Genomic DNA, 23,503 nt, shown 5'->3' with positions numbered 1-23,503 from the left:
TTGGCATCGATTTTCTATGATGGCAGCGTCGAAAAATAGTACCAAGTTCCGGCTATACATTGGGTTTTCTTTCCCGTAAAATGAAATCTAGCAGAAATTGTCGAAAAATAGGAGAAAAGAGGGGATTCCATTGGCGCTCTTTTCATCGACGATCGACTGGCTTGAACAAGGGCTTCGCTACGCTGCGCTTCGCCAGCAGGCGATCGCCGACAACATCGCCAACGCCGATACGCCGGGCTATAAGGCGAAAGACGTGCGCTTTCAGGCTGAATTGGAACGGGCGCTTCGGCTCGAGGCCAAACGGACGAATCCGAAGCATTTTTCGTTTCCGAACGAACAAAGCGGAAAAATCATCGTGACGACGGACACAATGATGAGTTACAATCATAATGGAAACAGTGTCGATATCGATCAAGAAATGTCAAAGCTAGCAGAAAACCAAATTTATTACAATGCCTTAATCGAGCGGCTCAACGGCAAATTTACAACGTTGAAAACAGTGATTAAAGGAGGGAAATAACGGGTGTCTTTGTTTCAAAGTATAAACATTTCGGCTTCGGCGTTGACTGCTCAGCGGCTGCGCATGGACGTTATTGCCTCTAACATCGCTAACGTCGATACGACGCGCGCCCGTCTTGTCAACGGAGAATGGGAGCCATACCGCCGCAAAATGGTCGTCATCGAACCGCGCAGCGGGCCGTTTTCGAGCTACTTGCAAGCTGCGCTCGGTCGTGCCGACGCGGTGGGCAGCGGGGTGCGGGTGCGAGAAATTGTTGATGATCCGGCGCCGTTTAAACTCGTCTACGACCCGAATCACCCGGATGCCGGCGCCGATGGCTATGTGCGTCTGCCAAATGTTGATCCGCTGAAAGAAATGGTTGACTTGATTGGAGCGACGCGTTCGTATGAGGCGAACGTCACGGCGTTGAATGCTTCAAAAGGAATGCTCATGAAGGCGCTCGAGATCGGGAAATAGCATGTAAGGGGGATAAGCGATGATTGATGGAGCAAGCCGCATTGGGCTGACGATGGCTTCCGCCGTTTCGCCCCCGGCGAAGCCGGCTGAGGTGCAAAAGCAGTTCGCTGCGTTTTTCAAAGAGGCGCTCAGCCGTGTGAACGAAGCGCAAATTCAAGCCGATGCGCTGACGGAAAAGCTCGTCCGCGGGGAGAACGTTCAGCTGCATGATGTGATGATCGCCGCGCAAAAAGCGAGCATTGCGTTGCAACTGACAATTGAGATCCGCAACAAAGCGATCGAGGCGTATCAAGAAATGATGCGCATCCCATTGTAGCGGCAACGAACTGCACTACATACAGAAGCCGCCGCCATCGTTGCGCTATGGCGGCAGGCACTGGATCATCGGGGGAATTTTATGGGGAATAAATGGAAAGAGTGGTGGAGCCGCGCTCGCGCGTTTTGGCAGGAACGGACAAAAAAACAGAAATGGCTCGCGCTCACTGCGGCAGCGGCCGCGCTTTTGGCCGTTGGCGTCGGCGTCTTTTTCGCCACAAGGACGGAAATGGTGCCGCTCTACAGCAATTTGTCGCCGCAAGAAGCCGGGCAAATTAAAGCAACGCTCGACCAGCGCGGCGTTCCGGTGGAAGTGGCGGACGGCGGAACGACGATCAAAGTGCCGAAAGAGCAGGCTGATGCGCTGAAAGTCGAGCTGGCCGCTGAAGGCATACCAAGCAGCGGGGTCATCGACTATTCGTTTTTCGGCCAAAACGCGAGCTTCGGCATGACGGATAATGAGTTCAATATGGTGAAGCTGAAGGCGATGCAAACCGAGCTCGCCAACTTGATCAAGACGATCGACGGCGTCGAGGACGCCAAAGTGATGATCAACCTTCCGCAGCCGAGCGTATTCGTTTCCGATGAAAAAGGGGAAGCCTCGGCCTCGATCGTGCTGAAGACGAAGCCGGGCTACCAATTCAGCGACGAGCAAATCCGAGCGCTGTATCATCTCGTCGCCAAAAGTGTTCCGAACCTCTCTACAGATAATATCGTCATTATGAACCAGTTTTTTGAGTATTTCGATTTAAAAAATGACGGCGAAAATTCGACAGGAACGACATTCGCCTCGCAGCAGCAAATTAAAAAGCAGATCGAGCGCGACATTCAACGCCAAGTGCAACAAATGCTCGGCACGATGATGGGGCAAGACAAAGTCGTCGTTTCTGTGACGGCAGACATTGATTTTACGCAAGAAAAGCGGGAAGAAAACTTAGTTGCCCCAGTTGATGATAAAACAAAAGAAGGCATTGCCGTCAGCGTCCAGCGCATTAAAGAGACGTATTCAGGAAGCGGCGTGCCGCCCGGAGGCGCTGCAGGAACGGGCGCGAACGAGGTGCCGGGCTATCAAAGCGCAAACGGTGCAGCAAATGGCAACTATGAGCGGACCGAAGAGACGATCAACAATGAGGTAAACAAAATCAAAAAGCAAATCGTTGAAAGTCCGTATAAAATCCGCGATTTAGGCATTCAGGTGATGGTCGAGCCGCCTAATCCCAATGACCCGAACTCGCTGCCGCCCGAGACGGTCAATGATATTCAAAAAATATTAGGGACAATCATCCGGACGTCGATCGACAAGGGCGAGGCACAAACGCTTACTGATCAGGACATCAACAACCGCATCGTCGTTTCGGTGCAAAAATTCAACGGCAAGCCGGCATTCACCGAATCAACGCCGGATCGGCCGGCGTGGTGGTGGTATGCGGCCGGCGCAGGAGCGCTGTTGCTTGTTGCCTTGCTGTTGTTCCTCTGGCTGCGCCGCCGCCGCGAAGATGAGGAAGAGGAAGAAGAACACTTGTTTACTCCGCCGCTTTCGGCGGAGCCAGATTTGCCGGAGCCGCCGGAGACGGAAGCCGTGCAGCGCCGCCGACAGCTCGAGCGGCTGGCGAAAGAAAAACCGGACGAATTTGCCAAACTATTGCGAACGTGGTTATCGGAGGAGTAGGAGGAACAGCGTATGGCAAAACGCGAACGAAAAGGCGGGCTGTCGGGCAGGCAAAAAGCCGCGATCCTGCTCATCTCTCTCGGCCCCGATGTATCAGCCTCCGTCTACAAACATTTATCCGAGGAAGAAATTGAAAAGTTGACATTGGAAATTTCCAATGTCCGCCAAGTGACGGCTGAGCAAAAGGAAGAAGTGCTCGAGGAGTTTCGCCAGCTCGCTTTGGCGCAAGATTACATCTCCCAAGGCGGCATTGCTTACGCGAAACAAGTGCTTGAAAAAGCGCTCGGTCCTGAGAAGGCGATGAACATTATTAATCGTCTAACATCGGCATTGATGGTGCGGCCGTTTGATTTCGCGCGCAAAGCCGACCCGATGCAGCTATTGAACTTTATTCAAAACGAGCATCCACAGACGATCGCCCTCATTCTTTCGTACTTGGAGCCGGCGCAGGCGGGGCAAATTTTATCGGCGCTGCCGCAGGAAATGCAAGCGGATGTCGCCCGGCGCATTGCGCTCATGGACAGCACGTCGCCGGAGATTATCAACGAAGTTGAGCAAATTTTGGAGCGGCGGCTGTCTGCGACCGTCGTGCAAGATTACACGCAAGCCGGCGGCATTGAAGCAGTCGTTGAAGTGTTGAATCAAGTCGATCGGAGCACGGAGCGGACGATTTTGGATGCCTTGGAAATCCAAGATCCGGAACTGGCCGAGGAAATTAAAAAACGGATGTTTGTCTTTGAAGATATCGTGACGCTCGATCACCGCGCCATTCAGCGCGTCATCCGCGAGTTGGACAACAACGATCTCATGCTGGCGCTGAAAGTAGCGAGCGACGAAGTGAAAAACATTATTTTCCGCAACATGTCGACAAGAATGGCCGAGACGTTCAAAGAAGAAATGGAATATATGGGGCCAGTCCGGCTGCGCGATGTCGAGGAGGCCCAATCGCGCATCGTCGCGGTGATCCGCCGTCTCGAAGAGGCCGGAGAAATCGTCATCGCTCGCGGGGGAGGAGATGATATTATTGTCTAACGTCATTAAAGCGCCGAAATTGGCGGCACGTGCTGGGAAAAAGACGATCGTCGTGCAGCGCCATGTTTCCGATCTCCCATCGTCTGCCGACGATCGGCAGCGAGAGATGGAAACGATCGCCGCCGCCAAGGAAGAAGCAGCCAAGCTTCGCCGCCAGGCAGAGCAATATTACGAATCGGTGCGCGAGCGGCTGGCGCGCGAGCAAGAGGAATGGCAGCGCGAGAAAGAGCGTCTCATGCAGGAAGCGCGCGCCCGCGGGTATGAAGACGGCTATGCGGCTGGGCGCGAGGAGGCGCTTCGTGAGCATCGCCAATGGATCGAACAAGCTCGTCGTTTAGCGGAGCGGGTGAACGACGAATTTTACGCCCGTCTTGAATCGTCAGCCGAGACGATGCTTGATGTGGCGTTAAAAGCGGCGGAACGCATCATCGGCGCTGTGCTTGAGGGCGACCGAAACGCCTTTTTGCCGCTCGTGCACCAAGCATTGCAGGAAGTGCGCCGGCAAACGGAAGTGGCCGTTCACGTGCATCCGCATTGCTACGAAGCGGTGGCGGAGCAAAAAGAGTTGTTGAAATCTTTGTTTCCGCATCGCGTCGATCTATTTATCTATCCGGACGATGCGCTCCCCGAATACGGCTGTGTTGTGGAGACGCCGTTTGGGCGCATCGAGGCGAGCGTCGATGTGCAGCTTGAGCGGTTGCGCGAGGTGCTCTACCGGCGGCTGAAGGAGGGGGCGTTTTCTGAACTGGCAGGCGCTTCTTGATGAAATAGACGCCATCGACTTGTATAAACGGTTTGGCAAAGTGTCACGCGTCGTCGGCTTGATGATGGAATCGAAAGGGCCGGAAAGCTCGATCGGCGATCTTTGCTACATCCATGAACAGAGCGGCCGCCGGAAAATTCCCGCCGAAGTCGTCGGCTTTCATGAACAGCACGTTTTGCTTATGCCGTTGTCCGCCATGTCTCATATTGCTCCCGGTTGCCTCGTCGAAGCGACCAACAGGCCGCTTGAAGTGCACGTCGGCGATGCACTCATCGGCATGGTTCTTGATCCGCTCGGCCAACCGCTTGACGGGAGCCCGCTGCCGCTTGGATTGAAGCCGGTGTCGGTCGAACGCGATCCGCCCAATCCGCTCGTTCGGCCGCCGATTGCCGAACCGCTTGAAGTCGGCATCCGCGTCATCGACAGCCTGCTTGCCGTCGGCAAAGGGCAGCGCGTCGGCATTTTTGCCGGCTCGGGCGTCGGCAAAAGCACGCTCATGGGAATGATCGCCCGCCATACGTCGGCCGATGTGAACGTCATCGCCTTAATCGGCGAGCGCGGCCGCGAAGTGCGCGAATTTTTAGAGCGCGACCTTGGCCCGGAAGGCTTATCCCGTTCGGTCGTCGTCGTCGCTACATCCGACCAGCCGGCGCTGATGCGTGTCAAAGGCGCCTATACGGCGACGGCGATCGCCGAATATTTCCGCGACCAAGGGGCGGATGTCATGCTTATGATGGACTCGGTCACCCGCGTCGCTATGGCGCAGCGGGAGATTGGCCTTGCCGTCGGCGAGCCGCCGACGACGAAAGGCTATACGCCATCGGTTTTCGCCCTCCTGCCAAAGCTGCTTGAGCGGGCTGGAACGAACGCCTCCGGCACAATCACCGCGTTTTATACAGTGCTTGTTGACGGCGACGATATGAACGAGCCGATCGCCGACGCGGTGCGCGGCATTTTGGACGGCCACTTTGTTCTTGAGCGCCAGCTGGCGAACAAAGGGCATTACCCGGCGATCAACGTGCTCAAAAGCGTCAGCCGCGTCATGCCCCACATCGTCAGCGCAGAGCACCGTGAAGCGGCAAACCGATTCCGCCGCCTGCTGTCCACTTATATAGATTCGGAGGATTTGATTCAAATCGGGGCGTACAAACGGGGGTCGTCCCGAGAAATTGATGAGGCGATCGAATTTTATCCGCAAATGATGGCGTTTTGCCGCCAAAACATCGATGAAAAAACGACGCGCGCTGAAAGCATTGATGCGCTGTTTCGCTTGTTGTCGGTTAGGTGAGAAATCGCGCGCCATTTTCAGACGATGAAAGGGTGAATCAATGTGACGCCGACGTTTCGGCTGCAAAAAGTGTTGTCGATGAAAGAAAAAGAAAAAGAGAAGGCGCTTGGCGAATACGAGGAGGCGGTGCGCCGGTTTGAGCAGGCAGCTGAAGCGCTTTACCACCTGCTCAAGGAAAAGGAGGAATGCGTGGCGGCTCGGGATGAACAGCTGAAAGCCGGCCTGTCCGTTGGAGACATTCGCCTTAGGCTGCAATATATGGCGAATTTAGAGCGGACGATCGACCATTATCAGCTCGTCGTCATGCAGGCGCGCGAGCAGATGCAGCGCCGGCAACAGCGTTTGATGGAATTGAATATCGAAGTGAAAAAATACGAAAAAATGCGCGAGCGCATTAAGCGGTGGGCCGAGCAGCTTGAGAGGGAAGCGGAACGCCGCCTGCTTGATGAAATGGCGGTTCAACGCTTTGCAAGGCAAGGAGAGGTATAGATGGCAGATAGCAAAGTTGAACAGGAAATGCAGGCGAGCTGGTGGCAATGGCTGTTGTTCGTCATTGTCATTCCGAGTGCGTTTGCCGTCTCCTTTCTCTTGTTGATTTTAAACGTTGCTGGAGTTGATGTGGCCAAGGCGGCAAAGCAGTGGACAACAAAGGTGCCGTTTGTCTCCGAGTGGATCAACTGGAGCAAGAGGGAGAAAGCTTTGCAAAAAACGATTGAGGCCCAGCAACGGACGATCGAGCAGCAAAAACGAACGATTGCCGACCAACAAAAGCAAATCAAGCGGTTGAAAAACGACGTAGCGGCAAAGGAAAAGGAAATCGCCCAGCTGTCTGCGACGATCAAGGAAACGGACAAACAAGCTGAGTTTGTTGCGAAGCCAGCCTTGACGGAAGAAGATGTCGCCGGCATGTATGACGCCATGTCGGAAAAACAGGCAGCGGCTATTTTGGCGGAACTGCCCGAGAGCGAGGCGCTTCGTGTGCTGAGTCGGATCGACGGCGACAAAGCGGCAGCCATTTTGGAACAAATGCCGGCCCAACAAGCGGCGAAACTGTTGGCATCGTTAAGCAAATGGGCGATGGGGGAGGGGGCGACTGAATGAGAGTAATGATCGCGACCAATCTGCCGCAATCGGCAGGCGCCGCGGCGGCGAAAAAGGAAGCAGGCGCCGGCGGCGCGTTTGCCGTCCTGCTTGCGCACAAGCAACAAGAACGATCGCCGGTAGGGGTAGAGATTGGCTTGTTTAGAGAGAGGCCGAACGAAAACAAAGAGCCGGATTTGCAAAATGGCGGAATGGAAACGGGCGCAGCCGGACAACCGTCTTCAGCGGAAAAGAAGACGGCGCAAATGGAGTCAGTATGGCTTGCTCCTTCCATCTTGGCCGCTTTGGCGATCGCTCCGATTTCGGCGGTTGCCGGCGCGCCGCTTTTGGCGGCGGACGGACAGCGGAATGGCCAAGACGCTGATGGTCTGACATTTCCGTTCGCCGGCGCGATGAATGGAGAAGCGACAATTGCCGCTCAGCCGGCGGCTGGGTCAGGCTTCGGGCATGCGTTCATAAACGAAGGACGAAAAAGCGGCAATAGGGACAAAGAACCTTTTTCTCCTTCCATTGGAAAGACAGAGATGTTCCCACCGCTCCCAAGCGACGGAGACCGGCGCCCATTCAATGAGCAAGGAACCAAAATGCCGATTGCCGCGCCGTTCAATGGAGTTTCTTCCTTCCGTCTGGATGGCGAAAAAGACATTTCGCTGCAAGGAGGGAGTGGCAGGGGGCGTGACGGCGAGGACGCTCCTTCGTTCACACTCCCCTCTACGCTTTTCTCCCCCTCCACTTCGCCTGTTGGGCTGATCGGCGAGACGCAGGCGTCAGCTGGCGGAAGTCTCACTGATCAAGTCGTGCACGCACTAAGGTTGGCGCGGTGGATGAAGTTGCCAAACGGTGCCATGCAATTTGTCATCCGCCTCCATCCGGAACATCTCGGGACGGTGACGGTGAAAATGACAGAGGAAGGCGGGAAGCTCACCGCCAAGTTGCTTGTGGCCAACGACGCGGTGAAAGAGCTGCTCCACGCTCATTTGCCGCAGCTTGCTCAGCAGCTTGATGCGAGTCACATCACGGTCGAAAAATGGACCGTTTGGTCGGACTATGACAGTTCTGACATGCCGCCGTATTCCGGGAACCGCCAAGGAGGACAGCAACATGGCGAATCGCGGCAAAAACAAAAGCAGGAGCAATCGTCTTCCTTCCCGTTTGCGCTAGACGGGATCGAAGCTGATGCATAAGGGGGAAACGATGATGGCAACGAACGCGATCGAGGGCAGCTTATGGTTGGCCAATGCGGTCCAGCAGGAACGGAAAACGGGCAATCAAATTTTAGGAAAAGACGACTTTCTCAAAATTTTGCTCGCTCAGCTGCAAAACCAAGATCCGCTTAATCCAATGGAAGATAAAGACTTCATTGCACAGATGGCGAGCTTTTCCTCGCTTGAGCAAATGATGAATATCGCGAATCTGATGCAACAATGGATGCAAGCGTCAAGCCGCGATGCGCTGCTGCGCTACAGCGAGTGGATCGGCAAAACGGTGCATTGGCAAGATGGAGAGGCCATGATGAGCGCCGTCGTTCGATCGGTCATGCAAAAAGACGGCCAAGTGACTCTTGGGCTTGATAACGGGACAACGATTGCCGCGGATGCGGTCGTGAAAGTCGAACAAAAAGGATAAAAAGGGGAGAGGGAACCGATGCTTCGTTCGATGTATTCCGGAATCGGCGCCATGCGCAACTTCCAAACGAAGTTGGATGTCATCGGCAACAACATCGCCAACGTCAACACGTACGGATTTAAAAAAGGGCGAACGATGTTTAAAGATTTAATGAGCCAGACGATTTCTGGCGCAAGCGGGCCGAACGCCGGCCGCGGCGGTACGAATCCGAAGCAGGTGGGGCTTGGGGCGCAGCTTTCCGCAATCGACACCGTCCATACGCAAGGCAGCTTGCAAACGACCGGGCGAGTGCTGGACTTGGCGATTTCAGGGGATGGGTTTTTTGTCGTCGGCGACGTTTCTGGAAACAATCGCATGTATACGAGAGCCGGGAATTTTTATCTCGATTCTCAAGGCTATATCGTGAATGCCGATGGCCAATATTTGCTTGGCACAGGAAATGTCCGCCTGCAAGTTCCGACCGATGCGAGAAGTATAAGCATTGGAGCCGACGGTGTTGTCACCATTGTGAATGCCGCGGGCAATTTGCAGTCTATAGGAACGATTCAATTAGCTAAGTTTTCCAATAATGACGGATTAGAAAAAGCAGGCAACAACTTGTTCCGCGAAACGGTGAACTCCGGCACGCCGGCTCTGGGAGCGCCGGGAGCAAACGGAACAGGAACGATCGTCTCCGGCACGCTTGAAATGTCCAACGTCGACCTTGCCGAGGAATTCACGGAGATGATCGTCGCCCAGCGCGGCTTTCAGGCCAATACACGCATCATTACGACATCGGACGAAATTTTGCAAGAGCTTGTCAACTTGAAAAAATAGAATAGGAGGTAGGGCGTGAGCGGTTTTCCTCGCCCGCTGGCCGATGATTTCGTTAACGAAGCTCAACGGCAAACGGTTTATGCTCAATGCGCTTTACATCGAACAAATTGAATCGTTTCCCGATACGACCGTAACGCTGACGAACGGAAAAAAGTTTGTTGTCCGCGAAACCGTCGAGCAAGTGGCCGCATTGGCGAGCGAATTTTACCGGCAGCTTGGCGCATTTCGCTTACCGGAAGCAGGAGGATTGAACAGTGAAAGGGAATAAAGCAATTAAAACGATGATCATTGTGCTCGCGGTCATCGCCTTAGCCGGCACGGCGGCGCTTGTTGCGGTGCTGAAGATGGGGAATGCGGAGAAACAGGGGGCGCCAAGCGCCGATGAGCTCGCCGCGAGCTCACTCGACATCCCGGAAATGACAACGAACTTGGCGGACGGACGGTATATTAAAATCTCATTTAAAATCCAGACCGACAGCGACAAAGCGCGGGAAGAGGCGGAAAAACGCGACTTTCAAATTAAAGACGCGATCATCGAGCAACTTTCAGAGATGAAAGCGGCCGACTTTAAAGGAAAAGAAGGGCTGACGGCGCTGAAAGAGCGGCTGAAGCGCGAGATTAACGCGTTGATGCAGGAAGGGAGAGTGGAGAACGTCTACATTACTTCGTTTATCCTCCAGTAGCCCTGCCATCTGAAGGGGGGAAGATGAAATGACAGCCGGGGAAGTATTGTCGCAAAGCGAAATTGACGCGTTGCTCGCCGCGCTTTCTGCAGGAGAAATGAGCGCGGAAGAGCTGAAAAAGGAAGAGGAAGGCCGACGCGTCAAAACATATGATTTTCGGCGGGCGCTTCGGTTTTCCAAAGACCAAATCCGCAGCCTGACGCGCATTCATGAAAATTTCGCCCGCCTGCTGACAACGTTTTTTTCCGCCCAGCTGCGTACGTATGTGCAAATTTCGGTCGCATCGGCCGACCAAATTCCATACGAAGAGTTCGTCCGCTCCATTCCAAAAATGACGATCATCAACGTCTTTGAAGTGCCGCCGCTGGACGGGCATGTACTTTTGGAAGTCAACCCGAACATCGCCTACGCCATGCTCGATCGGGTGATGGGCGGGCGCGGCGTCGGCATGGATAAAGTGGATCATTTGACCGAGATTGAAACGCGCATCATGTCCAATTTGTTTGACAAGGCATTCGCCTATTGGCGCGATGCGTGGGAGTCGGTAGCTGAGTTTGATCCGCTGTTTGTCGATTTTGAAGTCAATCCGCAGTTTTTGCGCATGATTGCGCCAAACGACACTGTCGTCGTCATTTCGCTGAACACGCAAATCGGCGAAGCGCGGGGCATGATGAACGTTTGCATTCCGCATGTCGTCTTGGAGCCGATTATGCCGCGGCTGTCGGTGCATTACTGGATGCAGGCGCAAAAGAAAGAGCGTTCCCCCGAGGAAGCGAAACGGATCGAACAGCGCATCCGCGCGGCAAAATTGCCGATTATCGCCGAACTGGGCACGGCGGTCATCACGGTCAATGAATTTCTTCAGCTCGAAGCCGGCGATGTCATTCAGCTTGAACAGTCGATTCATGAGCCGCTCGTGGTCAAAATCGGCCATATTCCAAAGTTTATCGGCCAGCCGGGGAAGCGGAACAAAAAGCTGGCGGTGCAAATTTTAGCGATGATCGAGGGGGACGAAGACGACCATGATGAATGATGGAATGTTGTCGCAGGATGAAATCGATGCTTTGTTGCGCGGAATGGACAGCGGCGGCCATGTTCCGGCGCTCCATGATATTCTGACTCCGCTCGAGCAGGACGCCCTTGGGGAAATCGGCAATATCTCTTTCGGCAGTTCGGCTACCGCGTTGTCGATGTTATTGAACCAAAAAGTGGAAATTACGACGCCAAGCGTGTCCATTATCGAGCGAACAAGAGTCGCCGATGAATTTCCACAGCCATATGTCGCCATCCAAGTCAACTATACGGAAGGGCTGCTCGGAACAAACTTGCTCGTCATTAAGCAGCAAGACGCGGCGATCATCGCCGATTTGATGCTTGGCGGCGACGGAACGACGGCCGATGAGGCGCTCGGGGAAATTCAGCTGAGCGCGGTTCAAGAAGCGATGAATCAAATGATGGGCTCGGCGGCGACGTCGATGTCGACCGTCTTTGGCAAGCGGGTCGACATTTCCCCACCGACGCTCCATCTGCTTGATTTGGCGGAAGGAAAAGGGATGGAATATTTGCCGGACGAAGATTTTCTCATTAAAGTGTCGTTTCGGCTGAAAATCGGCGAGTTGATCGACTCAAGCATTATGCAACTGTTGCCGATCGATTTCGCGAAAGAATTGGTCGCCCAATTGCTCGGCTCGCCGCTTGAGGAGCCGGGGGCTGCGGAAGTCAACCTCAAGCCGTCGGCGGACGCGCAGCCGTTTAGCGAGCCGCAGCCTGTTCCGACTCACGCCCAGGCGAATGTCGGTGCGGCCGTTTCAGAAGCGGCGGGCCGCTCGACGGATGAGCCGCCGGCTGGGCGCGCGGACAAGGAGAGGGATGGTGCAACCGCGCGGCATATTCAAACCGCCGATTTCGTCGAGTTCGATGCCCAGCCGCTTGCGGCAACAGAGGCGCGCAATTTGGAGCTGCTGTTTGATGTGCCGTTGCAGGTGACGGTTGAACTCGGACGGACGAAGCGATCGGTGCAGGAAATTTTGCAGCTGTCGACTGGATCGATCATTGAGCTCGATAAGCTGGCCGGCGAACCGGTCGACGTGTTTGTCAACAACAAGCTGATCGCCAAAGGCGAGGTCGTCGTCATCGATGAAAATTTCGGCGTGCGCATTACCGATATTGTCAGCCAAAGCGATCGGCTAAAACGGCTAAAATAAACAGGCATTTGGGAGGTTGGGGACATGGCAAGAGTGCTTGTCGTTGATGATGCGGCATTTATGCGCATGATGATTAAAGACATTTTGACGAAAAACGGACATGAAGTCGTCGCCGAAGCGGCGGATGGGCGGCAGGCGATCGAGAAATACAAGGAAACGCGTCCTGACGTGGTGACAATGGACATTACGATGCCGGAGATGGATGGCATTACGGCGCTCAAGGAAATTAAAAAAATCGACAGCAACGCCAAAGTCATTATGTGCTCAGCGATGGGGCAGCAGGCGATGGTGATTGACGCCATTCAAGCTGGGGCAAAAGATTTTGTTGTCAAGCCGTTCCAAGCGGACCGCGTCATCGAAGCGATCAACAAAACGATCGGGTGAGCGATCAGAGGTGGAGATCATGGCAATCTGGCGCTGGGCGGCCGTTTTGCTGGCAGCAGCCATCGCTTTTGGGCCGGTGCCGGCATCGGCCGCCCAAAGCCCGACGGTCGCCGACTGCCTGCAGCATCCTGATTCATGCGGGCCGTCAGCGCCTTCCGGGCAGCAGACAAAACAGACAGCGAATCAAGCCGCCGATGCGGTTTCCGCTTCCGATGTGCTTCGGCTCATCGGCGCGACCGCCTTTGTCCTCATTCTTCTTTATGCAGTATTAAAATGGTTTTCCCGCCGTCAGCCATTCGTTTCCGGCCAAAAAGGCGCCATCGAGCACCTTGGGGGAACAAGCGTCGGGGCGAACCGCTCCGTGCAGCTGATTAAAGTCGGCCGCCGGTTGCTCGTCATCGGTGTCGGCGATTCGATTCAGCTGCTCAGGGAAATTGAGGATGAGGATGAAATCAATGAGCTGTTGGCGCAGCATCGCGAACGGTTGGAACGGATGGCCGAGTTTGGCCGGCTCGGTTCTCTCTTTCGCGGCCGTTGGGCAGCGAAACCAAAGCGGAAAAGCGGTTTGCCGCCATCGTTTTCCGCGCTGTTGGCCGAGGAGATGAAGCAAATGACGGAAAAGCGAAACGAATGGCTCAAGCGGTTGAAAAAGAAAGGAACGGCCGGCGATGAGTGAATTTGTCCATATGTTTGATTCGATGGCTCCCGAGCACGTGTCGACGGCGGTGAAGCTGCTGTTGCTGCTCACCGTTTTGTCGATCGCTCCTGGCATTTTGATTATGACCACGTGTTTTACGCGCATCGTCATCGTTTTGTCGTTTGTGCGCACAGCGCTCGGCACGCAGCAAATGCCGCCGAACCAAGTGCTCGTCGGGCTCGCGCTGTTTTTAACGTTTTTCATTATGGCGCCGACATGGAAAGAAATCAACGACCAGGCGCTGCAGCCGCTGTTTGCCGACAAAATTGACTTGGAGGAGGCGTATGAACGGGCGGCGGTTCCGCTGAAGCAGTTTATGAGCCAATACACGAGGCAGGAAGATTTGGCGCTGTTTTTATCGTACAGCGGCGCCAAACAGCCGAAAACGATCAACGACATCCCGATGACCGTGCTCGTGCCGGCGTTTGCCATCAGTGAGTTGAAAACGGCGTTTCAAATGGGCTTTATGATTTTTCTTCCATTTTTAGTCATAGACATGATCGTTGCCAGCGTCTTAATGTCGATGGGGATGATGATGCTGCCGCCGGTGATGGTTTCGTTGCCGTTTAAAATTTTGCTGTTTGTCCTTGTCGACGGATGGCATTTGGTCGTCCAATCATTGCTGCGAAGTTTTCAATAAAGATAGGTGGCGTTTATGAGTGCCGATTTCATCATCCGCCTTGCTGAACAAGGCGTGTATATCGTGCTTATCGTCTGCGGGCCGCTGCTGCTGTTGTCGCTTGCCGTCGGACTTGTCGTCAGCATTTTTCAGGCTGCGACGCAAATTCAAGAGCAGACGCTCGCTTTTGTGCCGAAAATCGTCGCCGTCTTGCTTGGGCTTGTGTTCTTTGGGCCGTGGATGCTCTCGAAAATGGTGTCGTACGCGCACGATATTTTCAACAATCTTGCTTCGTTTATAGGCTGATCGGCGATGGAACAAGTATGGACTTATTTTCCGGCGTTTTTGCTCGTCTTTGTCCGCACCGCTTCGTTTTTCGCGGCGATGCCGTTGTTTTCCTACCGGACCGTGCCGGCTTCGTATAAAGTCGGACTGGCGTTTTTGTTCAGCTGGCTGTTGTTTTTGGCGATGCCCAAACCGGTGTTGTCGCTTGACGGCGTGTACGTATTGCTTGTCGTAAAAGAGGCGCTTGTCGGGCTGGCGCTTGGGCTGCTGGCGGCGATCCTCATGGCGGCGGTGCAAATCGCCGGCGGCTTGATCGATTTTCAAATCGGGTTTGCCATCGCCAACGTCATCGACCCGCAAACCGGAGCGCAAAGCCCGTTGCTCGGAGAGTATCTTCATTTGTTGGCGCTTTTGCTTTTGCTTATGCTTGACGGGCACCATTTGCTGCTTGATGGCATGTTTTACAGCTATCATTGGCTGCCGCTTGACCGCTTGCCGCACATTGCCGATGGGCCGGCGGTGGAGTACGTCGTGCGGGTGTTCGCTGCCATGTTTGCCGCCGCTGTGCAAATGGCCGCCCCGCTTGTCGGATCGCTCTTTTTAGTCGACGTGGCGCTTGGCATCATCGCTCGCGCCGTGCCGCAAATGAACATTTTCGCGGTCGGTTTTTCCGCCAAAACGGCGGCGGCGTTTTTGCTCCTCTTGGCGGCGGTTGGGGGAATATTGCTCGCGGCGCGCGGCGTATTTCACTTAATGTTTGCATCGTTGCGCGAGTTTATGCGGCTGTTGGGGGGCGGATAAGATGGGCGAGTGGCGGCTCGATTTGCAATTTTTCGCTGGGGAAAAAACGGAAAAGGCGACGCCGCGCAAACGGCAGGAAGTGCGGGAAAAAGGGCAGGTGGCCAAAAGCGGCGATGTCGTCTCCGCTTCAGTGTTGCTTGCTTCGTTTCTTGCTTTGTCCTTGGCCGGGGCGTACGAGCGGGACGGCCTGCTGCGGCTGTTCGCCCGCGCCTTGTCCGATTACGCGTCCGCTTCGTTGACGGTTGACTCACTTCACCGGCTGTTTCTTGACTGGCTTTCCCATGCGGCCTTGCTTTTGGCGCCGCTGTTCGCCGCCGCAGTGCTGGCGGCTGGGTTGGCCAACTTTTTGCAAATCGGCGCCTTGTTTACCGTTGAACCGTTAAAAATGGATTGGAACCGCCTCAATCCAGTGCAAGGAATGAAACGGCTGTTTTCGTTGCGCGCCTTGGTCGAGCTGTTGAAATCAGTGTTGAAAGCTGGAATCATCGGTGCGGTCGTGTTTGCGGCGCTGTTTGCCGAACGAAGCGAGCTTGCGGCGCTCGTTTCCAAGACGCCGGGTGTGGCCTTGACTGTCATCGGCGGCTTGACGGTGAAAATGGGGCTGTACGCCGCGGCGGCGCTCTTGTTTTTAGCGCTGTTTGATTACTTGTATCAGCGGTTTGAATTTGAAAAAAGCATCCGCATGTCCAAGCAGGACATTAAAGATGAGTACAAAAAGACGGAAGGCGATCCGCTCATCAAATCGCGCATCAAGCAAAAACAGCGCGAGATGGCGATGAGGCGGATGATGCAGGAAGTGCCGAACGCGGACGTCGTCATTACGAACCCGACGCATTACGCCGTTGCCCTCAAGTATGAAGACGGCAAGATGGAAGCGCCGGTTGTCGTCGCGAAAGGGGCGGATTATATGGCGTTGAAAATCAAGGAAGTGGCGAAAGCCCACGGCGTCGTTACCGTTGAGAACCGTCCGTTGGCGCAGGCGCTCTACCGCCAGACGGAAGTCGGCGATATGATTCCAGAGGCGTTTTTTAAAGCAGTGGCGGAAATTTTGGCGTACGTCTATCGGCTCAAGCGAAAGGTGTAGCAGCAAGGAGAGAAAACAATGCAAGCGCAAATGAAAGATTTATCCGTACTGTTTCTTGTCGTGCTCATCGTCGCCATGCTCGTCATTCCACTGCCGACGTGGCTGCTGAGTATATTGATTATTATCAATATTTCACTTGCTTTGCTCGTGCTGTTGACGGCGATGAACACGAAAGAGCCGCTTGAATTTTCCATTTTTCCGTCATTGCTTTTAGTGCTGACGCTGTTCCGATTAGGGTTGAACGTGTCGACGACTCGCTCGATTTTGAGCAAAGGAGAGGCGGGCGGCGTCGTCGAGACGTTCGGGACGTTCGTCGTCGGCGGCGATGTGGTTGTCGGGTTTGTCGTGTTTTTGATTTTGGTCATTATCCAGTTTGTTGTCATCACAAAAGGGGCGGAGCGCGTCTCTGAAGTGGCGGCCCGCTTTACGCTCGATGCGATGCCGGGCAAACAGATGAGCATTGACGCCGATTTAAACGCCGGCATGATTTCGGAGCAAGAAGCCCGCAAGCGGCGGGAAAAAATCGCCCAAGAAGCGGACTTTTACGGCGCGATGGATGGGGCGAGCAAGTTCGTTAAAGGCGATGCCATCGCGGGCATCATTATTGTCGTTATCAACATGCTGTTTGGCATGGTGATCGGCGTCGTCGAGCAAGGGATGGATGCAGCCGAGGCGGCGAAGCGTTACACGCTTTTGACGGTCGGCGACGGAATCGTCAGCCAAATTCCGGCGCTGTTGATTTCCACGGCGACCGGCATCATCGTCACCCGAGCGGCGTCAGACAGCAACTTAAGCGGCGATATTATGCGCCAGCTGTTCGCTTTTCCGAAAATGTTGTACGTCACGGCAGGGACGATTTTCCTGCTCGGCTTGTTTACGCCGATCAACGATTTGTTGACAATGCCGATTGCGGGGCTGTTGGCGCTTGGCGGCTACCGATTTATCGAGCGGCAAAAGCAAGAAGAAGCGGCATTGGCCGGCCCGGAAGAGGAGATGGCAGCCGCCGACGAATTGAAAAGCCCGGAAAGCGTCATTCAGCTGTTGCACATCGATCCGATTGAATTTGAGTTCGGCTATGCGCTCATTCCGCTCGCTGACGCCAATCAAGGCGGCGATTTGCTTGACCGGATCGTCATGATCCGTCGTCAGCTCGCGCTCGAGCTCGGCATCGTCATCCCGGTCGTGCGCATCCGCGACAACATTCAGCTGCAGCCGAATGAATACCGGATCAAAGTGAAAGGCGAGGAAGTGGCGCGCGGCGAGTTGCTGCTTGACCATTATTTGGCGATGAGCCCCGGAGTTGACGACGATTCGATTGATGGCATTGACACCATCGAGCCGGCGTTTGGTCTGCCGGCGAAATGGATTTCCGAGGCGGCAAAAGACCGGGCGGAAATGCTCGGCTATACGGTCGTCGACCCGCCATCGGTCGTCTCAACACACTTGACGGAGGTGCTGAAAGCCCATGCCCACGAACTGCTGGGGCGCCAGGAAACGAAGCAGCTGATCGATCATTTAAAAGAATCGTATCCGGTGCTTGTCGACGATGTGACGCCGAATCCGCTGTCTGTCGGCGACGTGCAAAAAGTGCTCGCCAAGCTGTTGAAAGAGAAAGTGTCGATCCGCAATTTGCCGCTCATTTTTGAGGCGCTCGCCGATTTTGCCCGCCTGACCAGCGACACCGACTTGCTGACGGAATACGTCCGCCAAGCGTTGGCGCGGCAAATCACCTCGCAGTACGCCGTGCCGGGCGAGCCGCTTCGCGTCATTACGCTGTCGGGCAGGGCGGAAAAAACGATCGCCGACGCCGTGCAGCAAACAGAGCATGGCCGCTATTTGGCGCTCGATCCGGCGCGGGCGCAGGCGTTTGTGGAAGCGGTCGCCGCGGCGCTTGAACGCTATCCGTTCGCCGGCCAGACGCCGATTTTGCTCTGCTCCCCGGCGGTGCGCATGTACGTCCGCCAGCTGACCGAGCGCCATTTTCCGACTGTTCCGGTGCTTTCGTACAACGAGCTTGAAGCGGATGTCGAAGTTCAAAGCGTGGGGATGGTGGAAATCGAATGAAAGTGAAAAAATTTGTCGCTCCGTCCATGAACGAAGCGATGAAAATGGTTCGCGCCGAGCTCGGCCGCGACGCCGTCATTTTGCACTCGAAAGTCGTGCAGACCGGCGGATTTTTCGGTCTGTTTGCGAAAAAAAAGATCGAAGTGTTGGCCGGCGTCGATCCGGATCCACTGCCGCCGCGCCAGCCAGATGCCGCCGCGTCTTTGACGCGTCAGCCAGGTGCCGCCGCGTCCTTTGCCCCTTTGCCGGCGGCCGAGCGGGAGGAAGACGGCTCGCTTGCCAGTGAACTCGAGGAAGTCAAGGCGCTCATCCGTCAGTTCAACGCCCGCTCGTCTTCGCTGCTTTACCCTCCGCCGCTTGCGGAAGCGGAACGGCGCCTCGTTCGGCAAGGGATGGCGGATGTGTACGTCCGCCAAGTGATGGATCGCCTGCTTGAACGGTGGTATGCCGACAAAGACGGCCGGTCGCCCGCTATGGTCGCCGTCTGGGCGAAAGAAGCGGTGCGCGAACTGTTGTCGGCGCTTCCGTTTGTCAAAACGGCGGAGCAAAAAAAGTATATGATTTTGCTCGGTCCGACCGGAGTTGGAAAAACGACGACGCTCGCCAAAATGGCGGGGCGCGCCGTGCTTGAGAAAGGGAAAAAAGTTGGATTCATCACGACGGACACGTACCGGATTGCCGCCATCGACCAGTTGAAGACGTACGCCGACATTTTGTCCGCCCCGTTGGAAGTATGCTACAATGCCGACGATTTTCGGACGGCGAAGCGGAAGTTGGCCGGCTGCGATCTCGTGTTTGTCGACACGGCGGGCCGCAACTTCCGCAACCCGCAATACGTTGATGAACTGCAACAAACGCTCGAGTTCGACGGCGAGACGGAAACGTTTCTTGTGTTCGCTGCCACCGGAAAGTATGACGATATGAAAACGATTTACAACCACTTTTCCCGCCTGCCGATCGATCGGCTGATCGTGACGAAGCTTGATGAGACCGACTCGTTCGGAGCGATCGTCAATGTGTTGCTTGACAGCCGCCTTGCCGCCGCCTATTTCACGAACGGGCAAAACGTGCCGGACGACATGGTGGAAGCGTCCGTTGACCGGCTCGTTCATTTGCTGTTTGGGGTGGAGCAATGGTGAGCGATCAGGCGGAGCGGCTGCGCTATGAGCTGGGCCGCCGGCGCCAGCCGGCGGCGGGGCCGCGGACCATCGCGGTGACGAGCGGGAAAGGCGGAGTCGGCAAGTCAAACCTTTCACTCAATTTTTCGTTGTCGCTCTCAAAGCTTGGGTTTCGCGTCTTGCTGCTTGATATGGACATCGGCATGGGCAACATCGACATTTTGCTCGGCCAGTCGTCGCCATTGACGTTGGCGGATTGGTTTTCTGCGCGGCTGCCGCTCGCAGAGCTGGTAAAAAGCGGACCGGAGCATCTATCGTATATCGCTGGAGGGACGGGCGTGGCGCAATGGCTGACGGTCGACCGAGCTGCTGTCGACTATTTGTTGGCCGAGCTGCAGACGTTGGCGTCGCGATATGATTATCTCATTTTCGATATGGGGGCGGGCGCCTCAGAAGAACGATTGTATTTTTTAAAGTCCGTCGACGATGTGTTTATCGTCACGACGCCGGAGCCGACCGCGATGACGGATGCGTACGCCATGATGAAATATATGCACACCGCCGGCAGCGAGGCGCCATTTTCCGTCATCGTCAACCGCGCCGGCAACGAGCGGGAAGGATATGGCGTCTTTTCGCGCCTGCAACATGCCGCCAGCCGGTTTTTCCATAAAGACATCGCCTTGCTTGGCGTCGTTCCCGAAGACCGGACTGTCGCACGCTGTGTTGTTCGGCAAACGCCGTTTGTTCTCTTTGATCCGGCGGCGAAGGCGAGCCAAGCCGTGCGCCAAATGGCATGCCGCTACGCGTTGGGAGGAGAAAAAGAGCTGAAGCGGGCTTCCCGCTTTTTTGCGAAGCTGCGTCAACTTTTGCTAGAAAGGTAGAGACGGAATCATGAAGACGATCAAGGTGCTTGTCGTCGATGACTCGGCGTTTATGCGCAAATGGATCAGCGACCTTCTGTCCGAACATCCGCGCCTCAAAGTCATCGGAACGGCCCGCAACGGCCGGGAGGCGCTCGATAACATCGCCGCCCTAAGGCCGGATGTCGTGACGCTTGATGTGGAAATGCCGGTTATGAACGGGCTCGAAACGCTGCAACGCATCATGCGGGACCATCCCGTGCCGGTTGTCATGGTGTCAAGCACGACGACTGAAGGGGCGGAAAACACGATCGCCGCTATGCAGTACGGAGCGGTCGACTTTGTTGCCAAGCCGTCCGGACCGATTTCGCTTGATTTGTACAAAGTGAAGGACGAGCTGATTCACAAAGTGCTGCACGCGAGCGAAGCGAACGTGGCCGCCTTGACTGCCCCGCGCCGCCAACGTCCGCCTTGGCGCCCACCGTTTAAAACAGCCGCGCGGCCGCAACAGGTGATCGTCGCGATCGGCACTTCCACCGGTGGCCCGCGCGCGCTCGAGACGGTGCTGACGCAGCTTCCGCCCGATCTAGCCGCTCCCGTCGTTGCTGTCCAACATATGCCAAAAGGATTTACGGCATCGCTCGCCAATCGGCTTGATGCGCTCGCCGCGATCACGGTCAAGGAGGCGGAAGACGGGGAAGTGCTGCGGAATGGCACCGCCTATATCGCGCCAGGCGGCGTCCATCTCATCGTTCGCGAAGAAGGCGGCGCGCTGACAGCCCGTTTCGACGAATCGCCGCCGCGTGCTGGCCATCGTCCAGCTGTTGACGTGTTGTTCGAGTCGCTCGCTGCCATTCGCGGATGTCGGAAAATCGCGGTGATCATGACCGGAATGGGAAGCGACGGAACAGCAGGGGTGAAAAAACTGAAGGAAAGCGGGAACACAAAAGCGATCGCGGAAGCGCGCGAGACAGCCGTTGTCTTTGGGATGCCAAGAGCGGCGATCGAGGCTGGCGTCGTTGATGTCATCGCGCCGCTTGACAGCATCGCCGCTGCCATCGTTCAATCGATCGGGGAGTAAGGGGGAAACGGCATGGACATGAGACAATATTTGGATTTGTTTATTGACGAAAGCAAAGAACATTTGCAGGCGATCAACGAGCGGCTGTTGGAACTTGAAAAAACTCCGGAGGACATGTCTTTGGTGAACGATATTTTCCGTTCGGCCCATACGTTGAAAGGCATGTCCGCCACGATGGGGTTTGAAGATTTAGCCAATTTGACGCACCAAATGGAAAACGTGCTCGATGGCATCCGCAATCGGCGGCTTTCTGTCACTCCGGAATTGCTTGACGTCATTTTTGAAGCCGTCGACCATTTGGAGGCGATGATCAGTTCCATCGCTGCAGGCGGTGACGGAACGCGCGATGTAAGGGGAACAATCGAGCTGTTGAAACGAATCGAGCAAGGGGAGATGCCGAACAAGCAGGCAGCAAAGGAACAACCGCCCCTTGAACATGCGTATGGAGAATTTGAATACCACGTGCTCGAGCAGGCGAAGGAGCAGGGATTTTCCGTCTACGAAATCCGCGTTCGGCTTCGCGATGACTGCTTGTTGAAAGCGGCGCGCGTCTATATGGTGTTTGAACAGCTGAATGAAGCCGGGGAAATTGTGAAGGCAACGCCGCCGGTCGAGATGCTGGAGGAAGAACAGTTTGATCGGGAGTTTCTCGTTACGGTCGTGTCCAAGGAGTCGGCTGATGTGCTGCAAAAGCGGCTGATGGGCATTTCCGAAATTGATGAGGTCGAGGTGTCGATGCTATCGATCGATGAATCGTCGGCGGAAAGCGAGAAAACGGCTGCGCCCCAACAACCGGCCGCTATGGAGCAGGCAGCGACCGTGCAGAGTGAAGCGGAGGCGCCGGAAAAACAAACCGTGAAACAGGCGGCGAAAATGATCCGCGTCAACATTGAACGGCTCGATCGGTTGATGAACTTATTTGAAGAATTGGTCATCGACCGCGGTCGGCTTGAGCAAATTTCCCGCGAACTCAACCATGCCGAATTGACGGAAACGGTTGAGCGGATGTCTCGCATCTCGAGCGATTTGCAGACGATCATTTTAAATATGCGCATGGTGCCGGTTGAAACGGTGTTCAACCGCTTCCCGCGCATGGTGCGCCAGCTCGCCCGCGAGCTCGGCAAAAGGGTGCGCCTTGACATCATCGGAGCGGATACGGAGCTTGACCGGACGGTTATTGATGAAATCGGCGACCCGCTTGTCCATTTGATCCGCAATGCGCTCGACCACGGCATCGAAGCACCGGACGTCCGGGCGGCGCGCGGAAAGCCGGAAGAAGGGACTGTTCAATTGCGAGCGTACCATAGCGGCAACCATGTCTTTATTGAAATCGAGGATGACGGCGCCGGCATTTCCCGGGAGAAGGTGCTGAAAAAGGCGATCAGCCGCGGCATTGTCTCGCCGCAGGCGGCGGAGCATTTGAACGATCAGCAAATTTACGAGTTGATTTTCGCTCCCGGCTTTTCGACAGCTGAGCAAGTTTCTGACATTTCCGGCCGCGGCGTCGGTTTGGATGTCGTCAAAAGCACGATCGAGTCGCTCGGCGGCACCGTTTCGGTCGATTCGCAGCCTGGAAAAGGGTCGCTCTTTTCGATTCAGCTGCCGCTCACATTGTCGATCATTTCCGTGTTGCTCGTCCAAATTGCCGAGGAAACGTACGCGATTCCGCTGTCATCGATCATTGAGACGGCGCTGGTGAAAAAGGAAGAAATTTTCTCCGCCCACAATCAGCCGGTCATCGATTTTCGCGGCAAAATCGTGTCGCTCGTCCGCCTGAAAGACGTCTTCGCTGTCCCTGGAGCAACGGATGACGGCGATGCGGTGGCGGCTGTGATCGTCCGGAAAGGGGAAAAACTGGCGGCTCTGGCGGTCGACTCGTTTATCGGGCAGCAGGAAGTCGTGTTAAAGTCGCTAGGAAACTATTTATCTTCTGTTTTTGCCATTTCGGGGGCGACGATTTTAGGAGATGGCCGAGTGGCGCTGATTATCGACTGCAACGCGCTCGTGAAGTAGGAGATGGCACGTCGGTGCGGCGGC

The 23,503-nt window shown here is 55.4% G+C and carries 27 protein-coding genes; all 27 read left to right on the top strand.

What is annotated here, in order from left to right:
* Positions 1-130 precede the first annotated feature (130 nt).
* The 27 genes from flgB (at position 131) to GJ1_RS06440 (ending at position 23,479) form a co-directional block, all read left to right on the top strand.
* Positions 131-520 carry a flagellar basal body rod protein FlgB gene (flgB, locus tag GJ1_RS06570; RefSeq protein ID WP_066230136.1) on the top strand — a complete coding sequence of 130 codons (390 nt, stop codon included), beginning with the start codon at positions 131-133 and terminating at the stop codon, positions 518-520.
* A 3-nt stretch (positions 521-523) separates the two neighbouring features.
* Positions 524-976, top strand: a complete 453-nt coding sequence (flgC, locus tag GJ1_RS06565; protein ID WP_066230133.1) for a flagellar basal body rod protein FlgC — start codon at positions 524-526, stop codon at positions 974-976.
* Between the two features lie 19 nt (positions 977-995).
* Positions 996-1,292, top strand: coding sequence for a flagellar hook-basal body complex protein FliE (gene fliE, locus GJ1_RS06560; RefSeq protein ID WP_066230130.1), 297 nt, complete (start codon positions 996-998; stop codon positions 1,290-1,292).
* Between the two features lie 81 nt (positions 1,293-1,373).
* Positions 1,374-2,960, top strand: a complete 1,587-nt coding sequence (gene fliF / locus GJ1_RS06555) for a flagellar basal-body MS-ring/collar protein FliF (protein ID WP_066230128.1) — start codon at positions 1,374-1,376, stop codon at positions 2,958-2,960.
* Positions 2,961-2,972: 12 nt separating this feature from the next.
* Positions 2,973-3,992: a flagellar motor switch protein FliG gene (gene fliG / locus GJ1_RS06550; RefSeq protein WP_066230124.1), complete on the top strand. Its 1,020-nt coding sequence runs from the start codon at positions 2,973-2,975 to the stop codon at positions 3,990-3,992.
* Positions 3,976-4,755, top strand: a complete 780-nt coding sequence (gene fliH / locus GJ1_RS06545) for a flagellar assembly protein FliH (RefSeq protein WP_066230118.1) — start codon at positions 3,976-3,978, stop codon at positions 4,753-4,755. Before fliG ends, fliH begins: the two co-directional genes overlap by 17 nt.
* Entirely contained in the window at positions 4,733-6,043 is a 1,311-nt protein-coding gene (fliI, locus tag GJ1_RS06540; RefSeq protein WP_083509964.1) for a flagellar protein export ATPase FliI, read from the top strand. Before fliH ends, fliI begins: the two co-directional genes overlap by 23 nt.
* Before the next feature lie 42 nt (positions 6,044-6,085).
* Entirely contained in the window at positions 6,086-6,532 is a 447-nt protein-coding gene (fliJ, locus tag GJ1_RS06535) for a flagellar export protein FliJ (RefSeq protein WP_066230110.1), read from the top strand.
* Positions 6,533-7,144, top strand: a complete 612-nt coding sequence (locus tag GJ1_RS06530; protein ID WP_066230107.1) for a MotE family protein — start codon at positions 6,533-6,535, stop codon at positions 7,142-7,144. It begins immediately after the preceding gene.
* Positions 7,141-8,328, top strand: coding sequence for a flagellar hook-length control protein FliK (locus GJ1_RS06525; RefSeq protein ID WP_066230105.1), 1,188 nt, complete (start codon positions 7,141-7,143; stop codon positions 8,326-8,328). The genes GJ1_RS06530 and GJ1_RS06525 overlap by 4 nt, the downstream gene beginning before the upstream one ends.
* Positions 8,329-8,341: 13 nt before the next feature.
* The gene (gene flgD, locus GJ1_RS06520; protein ID WP_066230102.1) at positions 8,342-8,770 is read left to right on the top strand and encodes a flagellar hook assembly protein FlgD; all 429 of its coding nucleotides are present in this window, start codon (positions 8,342-8,344) and stop codon (positions 8,768-8,770) included.
* Positions 8,771-8,788: 18 nt separating this feature from the next.
* Complete coding sequence (gene flgG / locus GJ1_RS06515; protein WP_066230098.1) at positions 8,789-9,586, top strand: flagellar basal body rod protein FlgG; 798 nt, start codon at positions 8,789-8,791, stop codon at positions 9,584-9,586.
* A gap of 43 nt (positions 9,587-9,629) precedes the next feature.
* On the top strand, positions 9,630-9,854 hold the full coding sequence (locus tag GJ1_RS06510; protein ID WP_066230095.1) for a flagellar FlbD family protein: 225 nt from the start codon (positions 9,630-9,632) through the stop codon (positions 9,852-9,854).
* The gene (gene fliL, locus GJ1_RS06505) at positions 9,841-10,269 is read left to right on the top strand and encodes a flagellar basal body-associated protein FliL (RefSeq protein ID WP_066230092.1); all 429 of its coding nucleotides are present in this window, start codon (positions 9,841-9,843) and stop codon (positions 10,267-10,269) included. The genes GJ1_RS06510 and fliL overlap by 14 nt, the downstream gene beginning before the upstream one ends.
* Before the next feature lie 28 nt (positions 10,270-10,297).
* Positions 10,298-11,302 carry a flagellar motor switch protein FliM gene (fliM, locus tag GJ1_RS06500; RefSeq protein ID WP_066230085.1) on the top strand — a complete coding sequence of 335 codons (1,005 nt, stop codon included), beginning with the start codon at positions 10,298-10,300 and terminating at the stop codon, positions 11,300-11,302.
* Positions 11,292-12,473 (top strand): flagellar motor switch phosphatase FliY, encoded by a 1,182-nt coding sequence (gene fliY, locus GJ1_RS06495; protein ID WP_066230082.1) that lies wholly within the window; start codon positions 11,292-11,294, stop codon positions 12,471-12,473. The genes fliM and fliY overlap by 11 nt, the downstream gene beginning before the upstream one ends.
* Before the next feature lie 24 nt (positions 12,474-12,497).
* Positions 12,498-12,857, top strand: a complete 360-nt coding sequence (locus GJ1_RS06490; protein WP_033025091.1) for a response regulator — start codon at positions 12,498-12,500, stop codon at positions 12,855-12,857.
* Positions 12,858-12,876: 19 nt separating this feature from the next.
* Positions 12,877-13,533, top strand: a complete 657-nt coding sequence (gene fliZ, locus GJ1_RS06485) for a flagella biosynthesis regulatory protein FliZ (protein WP_066230080.1) — start codon at positions 12,877-12,879, stop codon at positions 13,531-13,533.
* On the top strand, positions 13,526-14,194 hold the full coding sequence (gene fliP, locus GJ1_RS06480; RefSeq protein ID WP_066230076.1) for a flagellar type III secretion system pore protein FliP: 669 nt from the start codon (positions 13,526-13,528) through the stop codon (positions 14,192-14,194). Before fliZ ends, fliP begins: the two co-directional genes overlap by 8 nt.
* 15 nt (positions 14,195-14,209) lie before the next feature.
* Positions 14,210-14,479, top strand: a complete 270-nt coding sequence (gene fliQ / locus GJ1_RS06475; protein ID WP_066230073.1) for a flagellar biosynthesis protein FliQ — start codon at positions 14,210-14,212, stop codon at positions 14,477-14,479.
* A 6-nt stretch (positions 14,480-14,485) separates the two neighbouring features.
* Complete coding sequence (fliR, locus tag GJ1_RS06470) at positions 14,486-15,259, top strand: flagellar biosynthetic protein FliR (RefSeq protein WP_066230072.1); 774 nt, start codon at positions 14,486-14,488, stop codon at positions 15,257-15,259.
* A gap of 1 nt (position 15,260) precedes the next feature.
* Positions 15,261-16,343: a flagellar biosynthesis protein FlhB gene (flhB, locus tag GJ1_RS06465; RefSeq protein WP_066230070.1), complete on the top strand. Its 1,083-nt coding sequence runs from the start codon at positions 15,261-15,263 to the stop codon at positions 16,341-16,343.
* A gap of 18 nt (positions 16,344-16,361) precedes the next feature.
* Complete coding sequence (gene flhA, locus GJ1_RS06460; RefSeq protein WP_066230068.1) at positions 16,362-18,407, top strand: flagellar biosynthesis protein FlhA; 2,046 nt, start codon at positions 16,362-16,364, stop codon at positions 18,405-18,407.
* Positions 18,404-19,546, top strand: coding sequence for a flagellar biosynthesis GTPase FlhF (gene flhF / locus GJ1_RS06455; RefSeq protein ID WP_066230065.1), 1,143 nt, complete (start codon positions 18,404-18,406; stop codon positions 19,544-19,546). The genes flhA and flhF overlap by 4 nt, the downstream gene beginning before the upstream one ends.
* The gene (locus GJ1_RS06450; RefSeq protein ID WP_066230063.1) at positions 19,540-20,406 is read left to right on the top strand and encodes a MinD/ParA family protein; all 867 of its coding nucleotides are present in this window, start codon (positions 19,540-19,542) and stop codon (positions 20,404-20,406) included. The genes flhF and GJ1_RS06450 overlap by 7 nt, the downstream gene beginning before the upstream one ends.
* A gap of 10 nt (positions 20,407-20,416) precedes the next feature.
* On the top strand, positions 20,417-21,466 hold the full coding sequence (locus tag GJ1_RS06445; RefSeq protein WP_066230060.1) for a protein-glutamate methylesterase/protein-glutamine glutaminase: 1,050 nt from the start codon (positions 20,417-20,419) through the stop codon (positions 21,464-21,466).
* 12 nt (positions 21,467-21,478) lie between these two features.
* Positions 21,479-23,479, top strand: coding sequence for a chemotaxis protein CheA (locus tag GJ1_RS06440; protein ID WP_066230057.1), 2,001 nt, complete (start codon positions 21,479-21,481; stop codon positions 23,477-23,479).
* Positions 23,480-23,503: the final 24 nt, after the last annotated feature.

It is taken from the genome of Geobacillus jurassicus NBRC 107829, assembly GCF_001544315.1.
GTDB lineage: Bacteria > Bacillota > Bacilli > Bacillales > Anoxybacillaceae > Geobacillus > Geobacillus jurassicus.
This window is presented reverse-complemented; position numbering and strand designations above follow the sequence as displayed.